The organism is Synechococcus sp. CS-603 (assembly GCF_977929215.1).
In genome coordinates this window covers 67,031-81,200 of record NZ_OZ376778.1, presented here as the reverse complement: position 1 = coordinate 81,200, position 14,170 = coordinate 67,031, and the positions used below count along the sequence as shown (strand labels likewise).

The following is a 14,170-nucleotide window of genomic DNA, read 5'->3' as shown; positions in this document are numbered from 1 at the left end:
TGGGTCCCACACTGGGCCCGCTCACGCCGCTCAAGCTGCCGCCATGACCGTCTTCCAGCCCAGGGAATGGCTGCGCTGGCGCCCGAAGAACCTTTCTGGCCGCATGGCCCGCTGGGGCCTGCTGATCGTGTTGTCCTACGGCTTGGTGGCCCTGGCCACGCCCCTACTCATTCATCTGGGCCTGCTGGACGATCCGAACGCCGGCCTGGCCAACGAGATTTATGCCACCCCTTCGCTGCAGCACTGGTGCGGCACTGACCGCCTCGGTCGCGATGTCTGCGTGCGCACCCTGGCCGGTAGTGGTGTGGCGTTGCAGGTGGTGCTGCTGGCCCTGATCACGGCACTGCTGATCGGCGTGCCGCTGGGCATGGTGAGCGGCTACCTGGGCGGTGGCCTCGACCGAATCCTGGTGCTGCTGATGGACACGCTTTACACCTTGCCGGTGCTGCTGCTCTCGGTGGTGCTCGCCTTCCTGCTGGGGCGCGGCCTTCCCAATGCGGCGGCGGCGCTGTGTGTGGTGTACATCCCCCAGTATTTCCGGGTGGTGCGCAACCAGACGGCCCAGGTGAAGGCGGAGCTCTATGTGGAAGCGGCTCAATCGCTGGGGGCGGGGCCGCTGTGGATCCTGCGCCGTTACCTGCTGCGCAACGTGATCACCTCGGTGCCGGTGCTGCTCACCCTCAACGCTGCCGACGCCGTACTCGTGCTGGGCGGCCTGGGCTTCCTGGGCCTGGGGCTCCCCGAATCGATTCCGGAATGGGGCGCCGACCTGCAGCAGGCTCTCACCGCGCTGCCCACCGGCATCTGGTGGACGGCGCTCTATCCCGGCCTGGCGATGTTTGTGTTGGTACTGGGGCTTTCGTTCCTGGGCGAGGGCCTGGAGGCCTGGGTGAGCGGCGGCGATGGGGGCAAGGGAGGCTGATGTTCAGCACTGCGGAGCAGAGTGCTCTCTCAGCTTGCGTTCACCTTGCTTTCTCTATCTTGTCGGCTATTGCTTCATCGATTTTCGGAAAAGAGCATTGGCTCTAATGGATCAAGCCTTTACAGTTCATGATCAAAACTGTTCCTGGTCTGATGAAACTCTTGCCCAAGGCTCAACTCCGTGTGCTTCGCGGCATCCATGCAAGCCGCAGCAAGAATCGAGCTTTCACGCTCGTTGAGCTGATGATCGTTGTAGCGGTCGTTGGTGTGCTTGCTGCCGTTGCTTTACCGCAATATCTTCAAGCCCGCCGAGCGGCTGCCAATGGGGCGCTGATAGGAGAGGCGCTTGGCCTTGCCAAAGAATGTGCAACATCTGCTGCTTCTGATTTGGCTATTGGTATGACGGAACCGAGTGATCAAAATGTTATTGCCGTTAACGCAGTGGATAACTGCGTTGGTGGCGGTACTTTTGTTGTCACCCTTGAGCCTGGGCCTGCTGGTATTCGATGCATGGCCGTTGAAACAATTGCAGCGACGAATGAACTGACAATCGATGTCAATACCGATGGAGTTACGACATGTCTTTTGACCTAGTCTGCCTGCAAAAGGCTGTTTCTGCTGCATTCTGATTTCCAGTCATCCATGCCGATGTGCGTAACGCTCTGACCCTCCAGAGTGGTTGTCTGGATCTCTGCAACGTGTGTACGTTGAGTGCGCAGGCGATCATGCCTGTGTTTCGATGGCCTCTCCGTCCAAACGACCTACCTTTGATCAGGCCTTCGTGCAGGCGGTCGGAGCTGAATGCCGGACCGACAAGACCACGCATCACGGCTATGTCCGCTTTTGTCCTCTTTTTCTTGCCCCGCTCAGGCGCTGCAAAACTCTGGCCATTGTCGAAATCGGCTATGGGGAGGGTAAGAGCCTTCCCTTCTCGCATCTCTTGATTCCCACGCGCGCATGTGTATTGCCTGGATCGTGACCTGAGCCTCTCTGGTGTTGGCAATGATGTGTTCCAGGTGGATCAGGGGGATCCCGCTGCCGTGCAGGGCGTGATCGCATCCATTCGCCACCCCGTTCATCTGATCGTCGACGACGGCTCCCATTTTCCGCCCCATCAGCTCTCCAGTTTCTCAATTCTGTTCGATCAGTTGCTCCGTCCTGGCGGCCTCTACATCTTTGAAGATGTGGAAACGTCCTATTGGATCACTGTCGATATTTACGGCTATCCCACCCGCTAAGGCCTGCACAATTGCTGGTCTGCCCTGGAAGTGCTCAAGCTCTGTATCGATTACACCAATCGCTCCTTTCTCTCACCTGACGACCGCAGCCTTGTGGAAACAGCTTTGTAGAAACCCTGATGGCGATGGCGCAGCTGTCTCCTGCGACCGCGGCCATGATCTCTACCCTCACCTTCGCCCAGAACTGCGTGATTCTCAGCTCGCTTCGCCCAGCACACGGCCCGTCCATAGCCGCTGTACTGATTGATCCGGCGACTCTCCTGGCTGGAACGTTCCCCCTGAACCCACGCAGCGCCACCGAGCCGCTCAAAATGAATGGCCGGGATTAATCCGCTACGCCTAGGCGCCTCGACATTCCCCATGCCCCTCTGGCTCACGTTTGTTCTGCTCGCTGCCGCCACCTTGCTCTGGTTGCTTGGTTCCGCCAACGCCGACGACGTGATCGCTCTGCTGGAGCACATCCTGGCGGTGGGGTTGCTGCTTGTGGTCTTGCTTGGCGGTCGGCTCCTGCTGCTTGAGCTCGCTGGTCTGGCTCTGGCCCTCTGGTTGCCGCGGGCCCGCTCCGGCCAGGCCGGTCGGACGGAGCCCCATCGCGATGATGTGATGATTCCATTCTGAGTGTTGGCCTACTGACCACTTCAGACGTGTCAGCAGCGCAGCCGCAGTGTGCGCGGCAGCTCTTCGCTGATCGCCCCTTCCGCTGAGAGCGCTGGGTAAGCACGACCTTCGCGGCGGCACCAGTCGGCGACCTGGGGGTAGGCCCACTCGAACAGCAGGCCATTACGCCGCTCTGCCGGCACCCCCTCGCCGGCCAGGGGCAGAAGCCCTGCTGCCTGCCGCTGGCGCAGTGCCTCGAACAGCAGCACCGCCGCCGCCACCGATACGTTCAGCGACTGAACCATGCCGCCCATCGGCACAAACAGACCCTGGTCCACGCCTGCGCTGGCCGCCGCGCTCAGGCCCCACTTCTCGGCCCCGAGCACGAAGGCCGTTGGTCCGGTGAAATCGCATTGGCGATAGTCCACCGCGTTCACGCCCAGATGGGTGCCGTAGATCCGGAACCCTTCCCGCCGCAGCCGTTGCAGCCCCTCCTCCACCGTGGCGTGGGGGTGCACCGCCACCCACTTCTCGCTGCCCAGGGAGGCCTGGTTGAAGCGGCGGCTGCGGCCCGGCAGACTCACCGCATGGGCTTCGAGCACCCCAACGGCGTCGCAGCTGCGCAAGATTGCCGAGAGGTTGTGGGGCTTGTCCACCGCCTCCAGCAGCAGCGTGAGATCGGCCATGCGCCGATTCAGCACGGCCTGGAGTCGCTCGTAGCGGCGCGGCAGCAGCGGCATGGAACGGGGCGGAGCTTCAGACCTTAAGGCTCGATCATGGTTTGACTGCAGCAAGCGCGGCTCCTGCAAGCAGGGGTGGGATCATGAATTGATGAGGCCTGCCCTGCCTGCCGCCGCCGTTGGCTTCGATCAGCGGGTCTATGCCGTCGTGGCGCCCATCCCCCAGGGTCGCCTCGCCACCTATGGCCAGGTTGCCGACTGGATCGGCGCTTACGGCTGCGCCCGCCAGGTGGGTTGGTCGTTGCGTCGTCTCGCCCTGCCCTCACCGGTCCCCTGGCACCGGGTCGTCAGCGCCCGAGGCCAGATCAGCATGAGCCTCAGCCGCGAAGGCAGCGATTGGATCCAGCGCGAGCTGCTGATCGCTGAAGGCATCCCCGTGGATGGGGCGGGCCGCCTGGCCCTGCGGAGCTATCTCTGGGTGCCGCAATGACCACTCCCCAACCATGACCGCTGCGCCGGATCGCGATGCTTTTGCGGCTGCCTTGCAGCCAGAAGCCGCCGGACTCGACTCGCGGCGGGTGGCCTGGCGGGCGCTTCTGGCCGTGGCGGCCGGGGCCTATGCCGATTTGGCCCTGGAGCGGGAACTGCGCCGCCTGCCGCTCTCGCCGCCTGACCGTGCCCTGGCGACCGAGCTCTGTTTCGGGGCGATCCGCCAGCGCCGCCGCCTGGATGCCTGGCTCGACCAGCTCGGCAAGGTGCCGGCCGAACGTCAGCCTCCCAAGCTGCGCTGGCTGCTGCACCTCGGCCTCTACCAGCTGCTCGCCACCGAACGGGTTCCCGCCTCAGCGGCGGTGAGCACCACCGTGGAACTGGCCAAACGGGATGGTCTGGCCCGGCTGGCGCCGGTGGTGAATGGTGTGTTGCGCGCCTTTCTGCGTCGCCGTAGCGCCGCTGCCAGCAGCCCCCTACCGCTGCCTGCCGAACCCGTCGCGGCCCTTGGTTTGCGCCACTCCCTGCCCAACTGGCTGGCTGCCGATCTGCTGCAATGGCTGCCGCCCGAAGGCGCTGAGGCGTTCGGTGTGGCGGCCAATCTGCCGCCCTCCCTGGATCTGCGTGTCAACCGGCTGCAGGCAAGCCGTGAGGCGGTGCTCGCCGCTTTTGCCGCCGCTGGCGTGGCCGCTGAACCCCTTGTTGATCAAGCCTGGGGGCTGACGCTCCACGGCCGCTGCGGTGATCTGCGCGCCCTGCCCGGCTATGCCGAAGGCCACTGGTGCGTTCAGGACCGCAGCGCCCAGCGGATCGCCCCTTTGCTGGAGCCCCTCCCTGGTGAACGTCTGCTTGATGCCTGCGCGGCCCCCGGCGGCAAGAGCACCCATCTGGCCGAATTGATGGCCGATCAGGGGGTGGTGCTGGCCGTTGATCGCTCCGCTGGCCGCCTGCGCCGCGTCGGCGTCAATGCCGAGCGGTTGGGGCTGGCCTCGATTCAGCAGCACGAGACCGATGCGGCCGAGCTGGCCAGCGAATTGCCAGCTGAGAGCTTCGATCGGATTCTTGTCGACGCCCCCTGCTCCGGTCTTGGCACCCTGGCCCGCCATGCCGATGCCCGCTGGCGGATCACCCCCGCCGCCATCGATGATCTGGTTGTGCTGCAACGCCGCCTGCTGGAGGGGATGGTGCCCTTGCTCAAGCCAGGCGGTCGGCTGGTTTATGCCACCTGCACCGTCCATCCCCGTGAAAACGGTGAACTGGTCACGGCCTTCCTGGCGGGCCACCCCAGCTGGAGCCAGCGTTCGGAACTTCAGCTCTGGCCCACGCCGGGCGGCGGCGATGGCTTCTACGCCGCCGTGCTCCAGGCCCCGGGCTGAAGGCTCAAGGCGTTAGCTCAAGGTGGTGGCGGTGGTGCCGTTGGTGCCAGCACCGGCGGTGGTGCTGTTGGCGGTGGTGCTGGCGGGGGAGCGGGCGCTGGTGCTGGCTGGCTGGCCGGCGGCCGGGCAGCAGGAGTTGGCGCCGGAACAGGAGCGACTGGCTGGGGCGGGCGGCTCGGTGGCGAGGCCGGTCTGGGCACCGCCTGTGGGGCTGGCCTGGACTGGGGTTGGGATGGGCGGCTCGCGGGAGCCCGAGTGGGTGCCGGAATTGGTTCCTCGGGCTGGAAGTCACGGGGCTCGAAGCTGGACGTCGGCTCTGGCCGATCCTGCTCCCACGGCCTGGGCTGCTCGCGGGCGGGGGCCGGGCTGGCGGTTGGGGCGGCTGGCTTCTTCGCGGCGGGTTTGTTGGCCTTGAAGCTGCCCGTGAGCACGGGCTTGGGCGGGAACTGCCGTACGGGCAGATCCTTCGCGATCACGCGCATGTACCGGCCCCAGGCGGCGGCGGCAGCACCGCTGTCGCTCTTGGAGGAGCGGTTGTTGTCCCAGCCCAGCCAGATGCCGGTGGTGAGCTGGGGGATCGCGCCGATGAACCAGACGTCACGGGCGCCCTCGGAGGTGCCGGTCTTGCCGGCCACAGGCCTGCCGATCGACGCCGCTCCACCGGTGCCACCAGTCACCACCCGCTGCAGCATCCAGACCATCGCGTCGGCGATGTCGCTGTCGACCACCCGCCGGCCCCGGTCCGACTGCAGGCGCCTGCTCCAGAGCAGTTCGCCGTCGGGGCCGCTGATCTCCTCGAACGGGGTGGGTGGCACGAACACGCCGCGGTTGATCACGGCGGCATAGGCGGCGGTCATGTCAAGCACGGTCTGCTCGTAGGCGCCCAGCGCCATCGGGTAGAAGCGGCCCAGCTCACGGGTGATTCCCAGGCTCTTAGCCATGGCGATCACCTTGTCGAAGCCCACCTGCTGCAGCAGGCTCACCGCCACCACGTTGAGAGAGCTCTGCAGGGCCGTGGCCATCGTCACCTTGCCTCGGTAGCGATCACCGAAGTTCTTGGGGCAGTAGCCAGCGAAGCAGCGCTTCTTGTCGTCCAAGACGGTTTCTGGCCGCATCCCCTCCTTGAGGGCGGCGAGATAGACGAACAGCTTGAAGGTGGAGCCGGGTGATCGCAGCGCCTGAGTGGCTCGGTTGAACTGGCTTTTGTTGTAATCCTTACCGCCCACCAGGGCACGCACCAGGCCGGTGCCCGGCTCGACGGTGACTAGCGCCCCCTCCATGGAGCCGCTGGCACTGCTGCTGATCACCTTCTGGGCCTCCGTCTGCATGGCCAGGTTGAGGCTGCTGCGTATCGTCAGTCCGCCCACCTCAAGCTGCTCAGGAGTTAACACATTGGGTAGCTCCTGGGCCACCCAGCTGGTGAAGTAGGGGGCCTCACTGTTCCAGTACTTGGGCAAGGCCGGTTGGAGCCGGAGCGGTGTGGCCTCGGCCTCGGTCTGCTCGGAAGCGCTGATGAACCCCGCCTGGCGCATCCGGCCCAGCACCAGTGCTCGCCGCTGTAGGGCCAGGTCTTCGTTCACGAGCGGCGAATACACCGACGGGGCCGGCGGCAGGCCGGCGATCAGGGCTGCTTCCGGCAGGGTGAGCTGGTCGGCGGCCTTGGAGAAGTAGATCCAGGCCGCATCGGCGACGCCGTAGGCGCCTGAGCCCAGATACACATAGTTGATGTATTGATCGAGGATCTCTTGTTTGCTGAGCTGGCGCTCGATCTTGCCGGCCAGGGCCGCCTCTTTGAGCTTGCGGACCAGGGTGCGGTCCTGGCTGAGGTACACCGTGCGGGCCAGCTGCTGGGTGATGGTGCTGGCGCCTTCTTCCACTGCGCCGCGGCGGATGTTGCGCACCATGGCCCGGCCGATCCCCCAGATGTCAACACCGTCGTGCTCGTAGAAGCGCCGGTCTTCGGCGGCCACGAACGCCTGGCGCAGCAGCTCGGGCATCGAACCGGCAGCCACCTTCTCGCGGGTGGCAGGGCCGAGCTTCTGCAGCACCTGGCCATCGGCCGAAAGGATCGTCACCGTGCCGGGTCGGTTGAAGGTGTTGATCCGCGCCACGTCAGGCAGCATCCCGTCGACCGAGCGCACCAGCGACGCTTGGCCGAAGGCTGCGGCGCTGCCGACTCCCGCTGCCAACAGCCCGGCCAGCAGCAGCTTCTTGCGGCTTTGCCGGGTCGACGTTTTCCTTTCCTCGCCCCTCAGGCGGGTGGGGGATCCCTTGCGAGAGACTTCGCTGGTCACAACACGGCCGTGAGGCTGCTGTGGCCGATCGCGAGCGCCGTCACCAGCATCCCCAGCACCAGAAACGGCTGGGCGCTCGCCTGATACTTCACGTCAAAGGCCACCGGATCGCGCAGCAGCCAGATGTCCTGGAAGGTGATCTGGGGAATGATCAGCAGCACCAGCAGCACCGCGGCGAAGTTCTGGCCAATGGCGATCAGCACAGCCACCATCGCCAGCTGGAACAGATCAATCATGCCGGCGCTGATCCAGCTGGCCCGCTCGATGCCGAACACCACCGGCAGCGATTTCAGCCCCATCGCCCGGTCGCCTTCCACGCTCTTGAAGTCGTTGACCACAGCAATGCCGAGCCCGGCCAGGCTGTAGGCCAGGGTGAGCAGGGCTGTGGTCCAGGTGAGCCGGCCGAACAGGGCCTGCCCGGCCCACCAGGGCAAAGCGATGTAACTGGCGCCAAGGGCATAGTTGCCCAGCCAGCCGTTCTGCTTGAGCTTCAGCGGTGGCGCCGAATAGATGTAACTGACCAGCGATCCGCCCAGGGCGAGTAGCAACAGCACCGGGGTGCGGTGGCCCGCCCAGAGATCGAGGCCCCCCGCCACGGCCAGCCCCGAGAGCAGCAGCACCCAGATCTGCACCCGCACCTGCTCCAGGGAGATCGCCCCGGAGGGGATCGGCCGGTAGGGCTCGTTGATCGCGTCGATCTCGCGGTCGTAGTAGTCGTTGATGGTTTGGGTGTAGCCGGCCAGCAACGGACCACTCATCAACATGCAGGCGATGGCGGCGCCGAAGTCGCGGCCGCTCCACACGTAGTTGCCCGAGGCAGCCGCTCCACAGATCACGCCCCAGATCAGGGGGATCCAGGTGACCGGTTTCATCAGCTGCAGCCGCAGCTTCCAGATGCTGGTGGTGCCTGCGGCCCCCTTCATGCCCAGCAGCTGGCGGGCTTTTCCGCCGCTGCTGCTGGGGGGGGAATCGGGGGCGTCGCTCAAGAGATGGAAGCAGAGATCACCAGCATGACCGAAACCGGCTCGACCGTCATCGGCGGGATGGATGGTTTCAGGCCGGGGCGATTTCGTCGTCGAAGAACCAGCCGCTGCTGCCGTTGCTGAGTTCCACCACCACGCCGATGCCGCTGCCGTCGGTCATCTTGAAACCGCTGACGGTGCCGGAGGCATCGCTCTTGAGCGCTTCAACCAGATCGGCGGGGATGCGATCGCGCACGCGGGTGATCCTCACCCGGGAGCCGATGTCGATGGATCCTGGGGTGGCAGCCTGAGTCATGGCCAGCGCGGCTGGGCAAGTCGCGCAACCCTAACAGCGCCCCCCGTTTCCCCCCTCCATGGTCGCCAAGCGCATCATTCCCTGCCTCGATGTGGCTGACGGCCGGGTGGTCAAGGGGGTCAATTTCGTTGGGCTGCGCGATGCCGGTGATCCGGTGGCCCTGGCCTGCCGTTACGACGCCGCCGGTGCCGACGAACTGGTCTTTCTCGACATCGCCGCCAGCCATCAGGGCCGCACCACCCTGGTGGAGCTGGTGCGCCAGACCGCTGAAGCCGTGACGATCCCCTTCACCGTCGGCGGCGGCATTGGCAGCGTGGAGGGGATCACCGCCCTGCTGCGCGCTGGCGCCGACAAGGTGAGCCTCAATTCAGCGGCGGTGCGCGATCCCGATCTGGTGGCGCAAGGGGCCCGGCAGTTCGGCTGTCAATGCATCGTTGTGGCGATCGATGCCCGCCGCCGCGCCGAGGGCACGGGTTGGGATGTGTTTGTGCAAGGGGGCCGGCAGAACACCGGCCTCGATGCCGTGGCCTGGGCCCGCCAGGTGGTGGCGCTCGGTGCCGGCGAACTGCTGCTCACCTCCATGGATGGCGATGGCACCCAGGCCGGCTACGACCTGGCGCTCACCAGCGCGGTGGCCAGCGCCGTCTCGGTGCCGGTGATCGCCTCAGGAGGCGCCGGCTGCATCGATCACATCGCCGCCGCCCTGGAGCAGGGCGGGGCCTCGGCCTCCCTGCTCGCCTCCCTGCTCCACGACGGCGTGCTCAGCATCGAAGCGATCAAGACCGACCTGATCGCCAGGGGGCTGGCGATCCGTCCGCTGGAGGGGCCGCAAAAGGCTGTAACGAGCCTTTACAGTTGATTCTCAGGTTGTAACACCTGATTCACTTTCTTCTGACGCCACCGTGTCGGCTCTGCCCCCACTCGTCTCGACAACCCTCGCTCTTCTGGTGGTTGCAACTGTGGTGGCGCTGGTGGGTTGGGCGCTTTCGCTGATGCAGGCCGCCAACGACCGCCAGGAGTTTTCGTTGATGCTGGCCGGCTGCATGGTCTGCTCCGCCGCCGTCGGCCTGGCCACAGTGATGGTGCTCACTGTCAGTTCCCCCTACCGGCTGATGGTCGATGGCCTGACGAACGTACCGTTCGCCACGGGCACCGGTATCAGCCTCGATTCCGTCGCTCTGCCCTGGGACACCTCGCTCGATTGTCTGGTGGAACCCGCCCGTTGCCCCGGTCTGCCATCCTCCTGAGCAGCCATGTTTCAGAGTTGTCATTCGCCCCAGCTGCCGCTTGAAGCCTGCTGATCCCGAGGCGGTGCGTGAGTTGTTCGACGCCATCGCCCCGCGTTATGACCAGCTCAACGACCTGCTCAGCCTTGGTCTGCATCGCTTCTGGAAGCGTCAGGCGCTGCATTGGCTGCAGCCCCGTCCCGGCCAGCGGCTGATCGATCTCTGCTGCGGCACCGGTGATCTGGCCTTGGTGCTCGCCGAGCGGCTGCGGCCCGGTGGGGAGGTGCTCGGCCTCGATGCCGCCGCCGCGCCCCTGGCCGTTGCCCGCCGCCGCAGCCAGCTCCAGCCCTGGTTGCCCCTGCGCTGGCAGCAGGGCGATGCCCTGGCCACGGGCCTGCCCGCCGGCTCGGCCGATGGGGCAGTGATGGCCTACGGGCTGCGCAACCTGGCCGATCCGGCCGCAGGGCTGCGCGAACTGCGGCGCCTGCTGCGGCCCGCTGGCCGCGCCGCCGTGCTGGATTTCAACCGGTCCGATCCGGCCACGGCGGCCGGTGCCCTCACGGCCGCGTTCCAGCGCTTCTATCTGCGCAATCTGGTGGTGCCCACCGCGCGCTGGTTTGAGCTGCCCGAGCAGTACGCCTATCTCGAAACCAGCCTGGAGCGCTTCCCGACCGCACCCGAGCAGGAGCGGCTGGCGCTGGCGGCCGGCTTCGCTTTTGCTCGCCACCGCCCCGTGGCCGGTGGGCTGATGGGTTTGCTTCAGCTGGTCGCCTGAAGCCGCTCTGAGAAGATCAGACGATGCATTTCCAGGACATCATCACCAGCTTGAACCGGTTCTGGGCCGAGCAGGGATGCCTGTTGCTGCAGCCCTATGACACCGAAAAAGGCGCCGGCACGATGAGCCCCCACACGGTGCTGCGGGCGATCGGACCGGAACCCTGGGCGGTGGCCTATCCCGAGCCCTGCCGCCGTCCCACCGACGGCCGCTACGGCGACAATCCCAACCGGGCCCAGCACTACTTCCAGTACCAGGTGTTGATCAAGCCATCACCCGATGGCATCCAGGACACCTATCTGGCCTCGCTCGAAGCCCTTGGCATCCGCGCCGCTGACCACGACATCCGCTTTGTGGAAGACAACTGGGAATCGCCCACCCTCGGCGCCTGGGGCGTGGGCTGGGAGGTGTGGCTCGATGGCATGGAGGTCACCCAGTTCACCTATTTCCAGCAGTGCGGCGGCCTTGATTGCCGGCCGGTGTCGATCGAGATCACCTACGGCCTCGAGCGCCTCGCCATGTATCTCCAGGACGTGGAGAGTATCTGGGAGTTGAGCTGGAATGGCGAGCGCAGCTACGGCGATCTCTGGCTGGCCTCCGAGAAGGCCCAGTGCAGCTACAACTTCGAGGCCTCCAACCCCGAACGGCTGCAGCAGTTGTTTGCTCTCTATGAGGCCGAAGCCAGCGATCTGGCGGCGGCGGGCCTGCCGGCGCCGGCCCTCGATTACGTGCTCAAGTGCAGTCACACCTTCAACCTGCTCGAGGCCCGTGGCGTGATTTCGGTGACGGAGCGCACTGCCACGATCGCCCGGATCCGTCACCTCGCCCGCCAGGTGGCGGAGGGTTGGTTGGAGGAGCGGCGCCAGCTCGGCTTCCCCTTGCTGAAGGGGTGAAGGCTGGCCGGGTGAAACGCGTTCTGCTGAGCGTATTGCTGCTGGTTGGCGCTTTTGAGGCCGGCCGCTTCAGCGAGCGGGCGATCTGGCCCTGCCGGCTGCGGCCGGTCGCCGCCCTGGTGGCCCCGCTGCTGGGCGCCGACCTGCCCAGCCCCGAGCTCTGCGATCTGCTGCTGAAGCTGCCGAGCTTCTAAGCGTTTGGGCTGGGTTGAAGTTTTCACTGGGCTGAAGTGGGCATGGCTGGGGAACGCTGAAGGGTGCTCTTCCCTTCGGACGTTGGATGCCTCTGCTGACGGTGTCGCTGGCGCTGGCCGGCCTGGCCCTGGGTGTGCTGCCTCTGGAGGGGGCAGCAGGGGAGTGGCTGCGTGTTGTTGGCCTCCTGCTGGTGCTGGGGTTCAGCTGGTGGCGGGCCGGGCAGCTTGGGGCTGGACTGGCTGCGCGGCTGGCCCTGCTGCTGCTCGTGCCGGCCCTGCTGCTTTGGGGGGTGGTGCGCCAGCCCCAGCCCGGCCCCGCCGATCCGGTGCGGCTGCTGCCTGCCGCCCCCATGTCTGCAGTTCCTCAGCAAGTGCGATTGCGGGGCACCTTGGTCGCCGATCCCAGGCCGCGGGGTGATCAGGGCGGCTGCAGCGCCGTGCTTGAGCAGACCGGTGGCCGCACGGAACTGCTCTGGCGCCAGTGCCCCGCCGTTCAGCAGGGTTGGCGGCTGGAGGTGGATGGCCTGCTGCGCCGGCCGGCCAGCGGTCCCCATCCGTTGTTGAGTGGCCCGGCCGAGCGGCTGGCCCGCCAGGGGATCTGGAGCCAGCTGCGGCTGGAGGATCCCCCCACGGTGCTGGAGCGCCCCGCCCCGCCGATCGCGGAGGTGCGGCGGCGGATGGCGGCGGCCCTGCTGGCCTCCGGCGGCCCGGAACGCGGCGGGGTACTCGCTGCGCTGGTGCTCGGGAGTGCCGTGGTGCCCTTGCCCGCCGAGGTGCGCGAAGCCTTCCGGGCCGCCGGGCTTTCCCACGCCCTGGCGGCCTCGGGGTTCCACCTCACCGTGCTGCTCGGTGCGGTGATGGCCCTCGGGCGAAGGCTGCCGCGGCCACCTCGGGCGGCGCTGGCGATCGGCGCCATGCTCCTGTTCCTGCTGCTGGCCGGCCCCCAGCCCTCGGTGGTGCGGGCGGTGTTGATGGGGGGCGTCGCCTTTGCGGTGCTTGAAGGCGGTGGCCGCAGCCGGCCCCTGGGTGTGTTGCTGCTGAGCGTGCTGGTGATGCTGCTGGTGCGTCCGAACTGGCTGCTGGATGTGGGCTTCCAGCTCTCAGTGGCCGCCACGGCCGGCCTGATCCTCACCGCCTCCGACCTGGAGCAGGCCCTGCAGCGCTGGCTGCCGGCTGGGGAGGGGTCTGGCTGGATTGGTGCTGGCCTGGCGGTGCCGGTGGCGGCCTCGCTCTGGACCTTGCCACTGCAACTGCTCCACTTCGGTGTTGTCCCGCTGTATGCCGTTCCCGCCAACCTGGTGGTGGCACCGCTGCTGACCCCGCTCACGCTCGGGGCGATGGCGATGGCCCTCTGCGCCGTGACCCTGCCGGCGCTGCTGCCCCTGCTGGCCTGGCCGCTGGGGGCACTGTGCGGCCTGCTGCTGCTGCTGGTGCGCGGCTTTGCGGCCCTGCCGATGGCCCAGTGGCAGGTGGGCCGGCCGATTCCCTGGTTGGTGCTGCTGCTCTTCCTGTCGCTGCTGCCCTGGTTGCTGCAGGGGCAGCGCTGGCGCCGGCTGGGGCTGGCTGGCCTGGGCCTCACCCTGGCGTTGCACCTCTCGCTGCTGGGCGCCGACCGGCTGCTACTGGTGCATCAATGGGGGGGCGATCTGCTGCTGGCCCGCCACCGGGGTCGCGGCGCCCTGATCAGCCTTCGCGCCGATGGCCTCAGCTGCTCCAGCGCCGCCAGGTTGGCCACCGGCCTCGGCCTCAGCCGCTACGACTGGATTGCCCTGCTCGATCCAGTGGCGAGCGACGAGCACGCCTGCTGGCAGCAACAAAGCCCCCTGGTGCTGGCCGCCAGCGAAGGCCGAGCGCCCCTGCTGCCGGGTCAGCGGTTGGAGAGCCCAGGCCTGGCGCTCACGCCGTTGAGCGCCGACAGCCACGCCCACGTTTTAACGGTGGGCAGCCACCGCTGGCTGCTGCTGCCCGATCGCCAGTCTTTGCTGGCCTGGCAACAGCAGCTGGGTCCGGAGGCCGGTCCCGGCTCCGATCGCGCTGATGGCTGGAGCGGCACCTGGCTGGGTTTCCAGCCCTGGCCGCTTGAGCGGCAGGCCGTGGCAGCGGCGGCGCCCCGGCGCCTCTGGGTGAGTGGGGAATGGCCCGATGCACCCAGTGGCTGGCAAGCCAGTGGTGGCAGTGGAGCGCTCGATAGCCCCGCCGGCTGACGGCT

17 protein-coding genes are annotated in these 14,170 nt (G+C 67.0%); 13 read left to right on the top strand and 4 right to left on the bottom strand.

Annotated elements, in window-relative coordinates; all coding sequences use genetic code 11:
* Window positions 1–103: 103 nt before the first annotated feature.
* From ACXMDM_RS00440 to ACXMDM_RS00420, 5 genes are all read left to right on the top strand, one after another.
* Window positions 104–922, top strand: a complete 819-nt coding sequence (locus tag ACXMDM_RS00440) for an ABC transporter permease (protein WP_083544611.1) — start codon at window positions 104–106, stop codon at window positions 920–922.
* A gap of 128 nt (window positions 923–1,050) precedes the next feature.
* Complete coding sequence (locus ACXMDM_RS00435; RefSeq protein ID WP_071800132.1) at window positions 1,051–1,515, top strand: prepilin-type N-terminal cleavage/methylation domain-containing protein; 465 nt, start codon at window positions 1,051–1,053, stop codon at window positions 1,513–1,515.
* Window positions 1,516–1,660: 145 nt separating this feature from the next.
* Window positions 1,661–1,900: a hypothetical protein gene (locus ACXMDM_RS00430; RefSeq protein WP_145536612.1), complete on the top strand. Its 240-nt coding sequence runs from the start codon at window positions 1,661–1,663 to the stop codon at window positions 1,898–1,900.
* Window positions 1,881–2,159, top strand: coding sequence for a hypothetical protein (locus ACXMDM_RS00425; RefSeq protein ID WP_071800131.1), 279 nt, complete (start codon window positions 1,881–1,883; stop codon window positions 2,157–2,159). The genes ACXMDM_RS00430 and ACXMDM_RS00425 overlap by 20 nt, the downstream gene beginning before the upstream one ends.
* Before the next feature lie 360 nt (window positions 2,160–2,519).
* A complete protein-coding gene (locus ACXMDM_RS00420; RefSeq protein WP_071800129.1) occupies window positions 2,520–2,777 on the top strand; it encodes a hypothetical protein in 258 nt (85 codons plus the stop codon).
* 29 nt (window positions 2,778–2,806) lie between these two features.
* Here ACXMDM_RS00420 and trmH read toward each other — a convergent pair whose 3' ends face one another.
* Complete coding sequence (gene trmH, locus ACXMDM_RS00415) at window positions 2,807–3,496, bottom strand: tRNA (guanosine(18)-2'-O)-methyltransferase TrmH (RefSeq protein WP_071800128.1); 690 nt, start codon at window positions 3,494–3,496, stop codon at window positions 2,807–2,809.
* Between the two features lie 91 nt (window positions 3,497–3,587).
* Between trmH and ACXMDM_RS00410 the strand changes: the two genes are divergently transcribed.
* Window positions 3,588–3,926 carry an MGMT family protein gene (locus ACXMDM_RS00410; protein ID WP_071800127.1) on the top strand — a complete coding sequence of 113 codons (339 nt, stop codon included), beginning with the start codon at window positions 3,588–3,590 and terminating at the stop codon, window positions 3,924–3,926.
* A 13-nt stretch (window positions 3,927–3,939) separates the two neighbouring features.
* A complete protein-coding gene (locus ACXMDM_RS00405) occupies window positions 3,940–5,301 on the top strand; it encodes a 16S rRNA (cytosine(967)-C(5))-methyltransferase (protein ID WP_071800126.1) in 1,362 nt (453 codons plus the stop codon).
* A 17-nt stretch (window positions 5,302–5,318) separates the two neighbouring features.
* Here ACXMDM_RS00405 and ACXMDM_RS00400 read toward each other — a convergent pair whose 3' ends face one another.
* The 3 genes from ACXMDM_RS00400 to petP all read right to left on the bottom strand — a co-directional run bounded on the left by ACXMDM_RS00400 (window position 5,319) and on the right by petP (window position 8,873).
* Window positions 5,319–7,424, bottom strand: a complete 2,106-nt coding sequence (locus tag ACXMDM_RS00400) for a PBP1A family penicillin-binding protein (RefSeq protein ID WP_145536645.1) — start codon at window positions 7,422–7,424, stop codon at window positions 5,319–5,321.
* A 167-nt stretch (window positions 7,425–7,591) separates the two neighbouring features.
* The gene (chlG, locus tag ACXMDM_RS00395) at window positions 7,592–8,518 is read right to left on the bottom strand and encodes a chlorophyll synthase ChlG (RefSeq protein ID WP_233831238.1); all 927 of its coding nucleotides are present in this window, start codon (window positions 8,516–8,518) and stop codon (window positions 7,592–7,594) included.
* A 130-nt stretch (window positions 8,519–8,648) separates the two neighbouring features.
* Complete coding sequence (gene petP, locus ACXMDM_RS00390) at window positions 8,649–8,873, bottom strand: cytochrome b6f subunit PetP (protein WP_071800124.1); 225 nt, start codon at window positions 8,871–8,873, stop codon at window positions 8,649–8,651.
* A 58-nt stretch (window positions 8,874–8,931) separates the two neighbouring features.
* Between petP and hisF the strand changes: the two genes are divergently transcribed.
* From hisF to ACXMDM_RS00360, 6 genes are all read left to right on the top strand, one after another.
* The gene (hisF, locus tag ACXMDM_RS00385) at window positions 8,932–9,732 is read left to right on the top strand and encodes an imidazole glycerol phosphate synthase subunit HisF (RefSeq protein ID WP_071800123.1); all 801 of its coding nucleotides are present in this window, start codon (window positions 8,932–8,934) and stop codon (window positions 9,730–9,732) included.
* An 88-nt stretch (window positions 9,733–9,820) separates the two neighbouring features.
* A complete protein-coding gene (locus ACXMDM_RS00380) occupies window positions 9,821–10,120 on the top strand; it encodes a hypothetical protein (protein ID WP_499569870.1) in 300 nt (99 codons plus the stop codon).
* Window positions 10,121–10,160: 40 nt separating this feature from the next.
* Complete coding sequence (gene ubiE, locus ACXMDM_RS00375) at window positions 10,161–10,874, top strand: bifunctional demethylmenaquinone methyltransferase/2-methoxy-6-polyprenyl-1,4-benzoquinol methylase UbiE (protein ID WP_071800121.1); 714 nt, start codon at window positions 10,161–10,163, stop codon at window positions 10,872–10,874.
* A gap of 23 nt (window positions 10,875–10,897) precedes the next feature.
* Window positions 10,898–11,767 (top strand): glycine--tRNA ligase subunit alpha, encoded by an 870-nt coding sequence (glyQ, locus tag ACXMDM_RS00370; protein WP_071800120.1) that lies wholly within the window; start codon window positions 10,898–10,900, stop codon window positions 11,765–11,767.
* A gap of 11 nt (window positions 11,768–11,778) precedes the next feature.
* Entirely contained in the window at window positions 11,779–11,961 is a 183-nt protein-coding gene (locus ACXMDM_RS00365; RefSeq protein ID WP_071801942.1) for a hypothetical protein, read from the top strand.
* 86 nt (window positions 11,962–12,047) lie between these two features.
* Window positions 12,048–14,165: a ComEC/Rec2 family competence protein gene (locus ACXMDM_RS00360; protein ID WP_071800119.1), complete on the top strand. Its 2,118-nt coding sequence runs from the start codon at window positions 12,048–12,050 to the stop codon at window positions 14,163–14,165.
* Window positions 14,166–14,170 lie beyond the last annotated feature (5 nt).

Coding starts and splice junctions, on each gene's coding strand:
- ACXMDM_RS00440 (WP_083544611.1), top strand. CDS start 104: ATGGCCCGCTGGGGCCTGCTGATCGTGTTGTCCTACGGCTTGGTGGCC.
- ACXMDM_RS00435 (WP_071800132.1), top strand. CDS start 1,051: ATGATCAAAACTGTTCCTGGTCTGATGAAACTCTTGCCCAAGGCTCAA.
- ACXMDM_RS00430 (WP_145536612.1), top strand. CDS start 1,661: ATGGCCTCTCCGTCCAAACGACCTACCTTTGATCAGGCCTTCGTGCAG.
- ACXMDM_RS00420 (WP_071800129.1), top strand. CDS start 2,520: ATGCCCCTCTGGCTCACGTTTGTTCTGCTCGCTGCCGCCACCTTGCTC.
- trmH (WP_071800128.1), bottom strand. CDS start 3,496: ATGCCGCTGCTGCCGCGCCGCTACGAGCGACTCCAGGCCGTGCTGAAT.
- ACXMDM_RS00410 (WP_071800127.1), top strand. CDS start 3,588: ATGAGGCCTGCCCTGCCTGCCGCCGCCGTTGGCTTCGATCAGCGGGTC.
- ACXMDM_RS00405 (WP_071800126.1), top strand. CDS start 3,940: ATGACCGCTGCGCCGGATCGCGATGCTTTTGCGGCTGCCTTGCAGCCA.
- ACXMDM_RS00400 (WP_145536645.1), bottom strand. CDS start 7,424: ATGCTGCCTGACGTGGCGCGGATCAACACCTTCAACCGACCCGGCACG.
- chlG (WP_233831238.1), bottom strand. CDS start 8,518: ATGAAGGGGGCCGCAGGCACCACCAGCATCTGGAAGCTGCGGCTGCAG.
- petP (WP_071800124.1), bottom strand. CDS start 8,873: ATGACTCAGGCTGCCACCCCAGGATCCATCGACATCGGCTCCCGGGTG.
- hisF (WP_071800123.1), top strand. CDS start 8,932: ATGGTCGCCAAGCGCATCATTCCCTGCCTCGATGTGGCTGACGGCCGG.
- glyQ (WP_071800120.1), top strand. CDS start 10,898: ATGCATTTCCAGGACATCATCACCAGCTTGAACCGGTTCTGGGCCGAG.
- ACXMDM_RS00360 (WP_071800119.1), top strand. CDS start 12,048: ATGCCTCTGCTGACGGTGTCGCTGGCGCTGGCCGGCCTGGCCCTGGGT.